3 protein-coding genes are annotated in these 2,627 nt (G+C 67.2%); all 3 read left to right on the forward strand.

All coding sequences use genetic code 11. The features are described from left to right. On the forward strand, positions 1-567 hold a 567-nt coding region (locus tag ACHFFZ_RS16005), incomplete at its 5' end, for a hypothetical protein (RefSeq protein ID WP_394277592.1). Positions 568-709: 142 nt separating this feature from the next. Further along, on the forward strand, positions 710-1,282 hold the full coding sequence (locus ACHFFZ_RS16010) for a TetR/AcrR family transcriptional regulator (protein WP_394277593.1): 573 nt from the start codon (positions 710-712) through the stop codon (positions 1,280-1,282). 92 nt (positions 1,283-1,374) lie between these two features. Further along, positions 1,375-2,553 (forward strand): glycosyltransferase, encoded by a 1,179-nt coding sequence (locus tag ACHFFZ_RS16015; RefSeq protein WP_394277594.1) that lies wholly within the window; start codon positions 1,375-1,377, stop codon positions 2,551-2,553. Positions 2,554-2,627 lie beyond the last annotated feature (74 nt).

A 2,627-nucleotide genomic window follows, 5' to 3' on the forward strand; every position in this document is an offset into this window, starting at 1 on the left:
GACCGCCGTGCACTCGTGTTCGTCATCGGTCTGTGCGGGCTCAACGTCTTCTCCGCACCACTGATCAGCCTCGGCGTCCCCCTGCGCATCACCGACGCCCAGTGGCCCTCCGCCACCCTCGGCACCAGCGAGGCGATCTTCTCCGCACTCGCCCTGACCGGCAGCCTGCTCGCCGGCTGGATCCGCCTCCACCACCAAGTCACCGCCGCCTACACACTGCTGCTCATCCAAGCAGTCGCCTATGCCGGCATCGCCCTCACCCACCGCACGACCCTCTACCTGTCCATGGCCATCATCGGCTTCACCGCCGGGCTCGCATCAGTATGGCTGTCAGCCACCTTCGTCCAACTCGTCGACGCCGCCCACCTCGGCCGCGTCGCAGCCATCAGCAACCTCGGCGACCTGCTGCTCGTTCCGCTCGCCACACCCGCCTTCGGCGCCCTCACCAACCACATCGGCATCGCCACCAGCCCATTGCTCCTGGCAGGCGGCATGCTCACCCTCTGCGCAGCCATCATCGCCAGACCCGACATCCGAGCAATCACCGTCCCCAGCCGCGGAGCATGACCGTGGCCCGCGAGCGCTTGATTGGGCCGCATCCCTTGGCCACCCACCGATCCGATGCGACCCGGACTTCTCGTGCACCTGTGAAGCCCCCTCCACTCTGCAGTGAGCATGGCGGGCCCGCGGCGCGGATAGCCTGTGGCCCATGACGAGCTGGGGACGACGGCATGAGAACAAGGCCCGCACACGGGACGCGATCCTGGTCGCCGCGATCGAGCTGATGGATCGACAGGACTTCCGCTCCACCACCATGGCCGAGATCGCCCAGGCTGCCGGCGTGTCCACGGCTACGGTGTTCAACTACTTCCCGACCAAGGCGTCCATCTTGTTCGGCGACAACCACATGTGGCGCCCACCCACCCTCGATGCACCGGGCGCTGACATCCGCGAGACCATCCTGCTGCTCCTGCAAGGCATGCTCGACCAGCCCGGCTGGACCCGCCCCGTCGACGACCCCCTCGCCGTGACCCGCTTCCGACTGGTGCAGCAGGACCCCGACCTGCGCAGGGAACAACTCACCCTCGCCATGCTCCAAGTCCCCACCTTCGCCGAGGCCCTCCACGAACTGCACCCCGACGTGCCACTCGAAACCTGTCTGACGCTGGCCGGCTCGGCCATCGGCGCCATCATCTCTGCCACCACCTTCATCGAGACGACGGACGTACGCCAGGCACTGGTGAACGCGGCGCGGATGGCGGCCGCGAACTTCTCCCTCTGAAACCAGGGGGTTGCCTGAACACCACACCAAATTTAGAGTGACACTAACTTTAGTGGCTCTGGGAGGGACTGATCGCGGTGAAGGCACTGCTGGTGACATGGGGAACCGAAGGCGACACCCGCCCAGTCGTCGCGCTGGCCCAAGGTCTGCAGGCTCGGGGACACGAAGTCCTGGTGATCGCGGACCGCAACGGGCAGACCTTGGCAGAGTCCGTGGGCGTGCCGTTCGAGCCCATGCCCGGAGACTTCCGTGCGCTGATGTCCAGCCAGACCCCCACCGGCGAAATGGTCCGCTCCGGGCAGTCACCCGCCAGGATCTGGCCCGAACTCGTCCGGTCCTTCGCCCGCCCCGCCATGCGATTGGTCGTCGACCGCCTCGATGACGGGTTCGACGTGCTGGTGGGCAGCTCGATGTGCAAGGTGCCAGCCGAGGTCATCGCCCGCCGACGCGGGATCCGCACCGTCGGCATCGACCTACAGCCCTTCACGCCCACCCGGGCGTTCCCTCCCCCACTGCTGGACATCACGACCCTGCCACGGGCGGCGAACCTGCCTCTCTACGGCGCCATGAACCTCGCCTTCGGCTTGATCCGCACCGCCTTCCTGGCACCACTGGTTCCCAAGGCATCCCACGAGGCCGGGCCGGTGCCGCAGCTCGGAGCCTGGTCCCCAACCCTGGTGCCGCGCCCGCGGGAGTGGCGCGGCGACAAGCCCCTCGTAATCGGTGAGCTACAGCTCGCCACTGCCCCGGAACCCGTCGAGGAACGACTCCGCAGCTTTGTCGAGGCCGGAGATCCGCCGGTCTTCGTCGGCCTTGGCAGCATGGCGGGGGTCGACATGACGCACTTTCGCCGCACCGTGGTCAAGGCACTGGACGGGCGCCGGGCCGTGCTGTCCGCCGGTTGGAACGACTTCGACCACGAGGACCTGGGCCCCAACATCCTGACCGTTCAGAGAGCTCCCTTCGACTGGCTCTTCCCCCGATGCTCCGTCATCGTCCACCACGCCGGCGCAGGCACCGCCCACCTCGCCGCACGATCAGGACGACCGAGCATCTGCGTACCCCAGATGGCCGACCAGTCATTCTGGGCCAACCAGCTTCAGCACCTCGGCATCGCACCCGCACCGCTGCAACGCGACACCGTCACCACCGAGCAGTTCCGCCACGCGTTGGAATCCGCCGCACGGCTCGAGACAAGGGCCCGAGAGATCGCAGACTCGATGCAACACGACAACGGCGTGGCCGCAGCCTGCGACATCATCACCGCATAGCGCGCCGACAGCGACTCCAGAATACGTTCTATTCCGGGCGTCGTATCACTCTGACTGTCCGGTCGGGGTGACGC

This window comes from Luteococcus sp. (assembly GCF_043424415.1).
GTDB lineage: Bacteria > Actinomycetota > Actinomycetes > Propionibacteriales > Propionibacteriaceae > Luteococcus.

Bases quoted from the DNA above. Each gene is read 5' to 3' on its own strand.
- ACHFFZ_RS16010 (WP_394277593.1), top strand. From the start codon at position 710: ATGACGAGCTGGGGACGACGGCATGAGAACAAGGCCCGCACACGGGAC.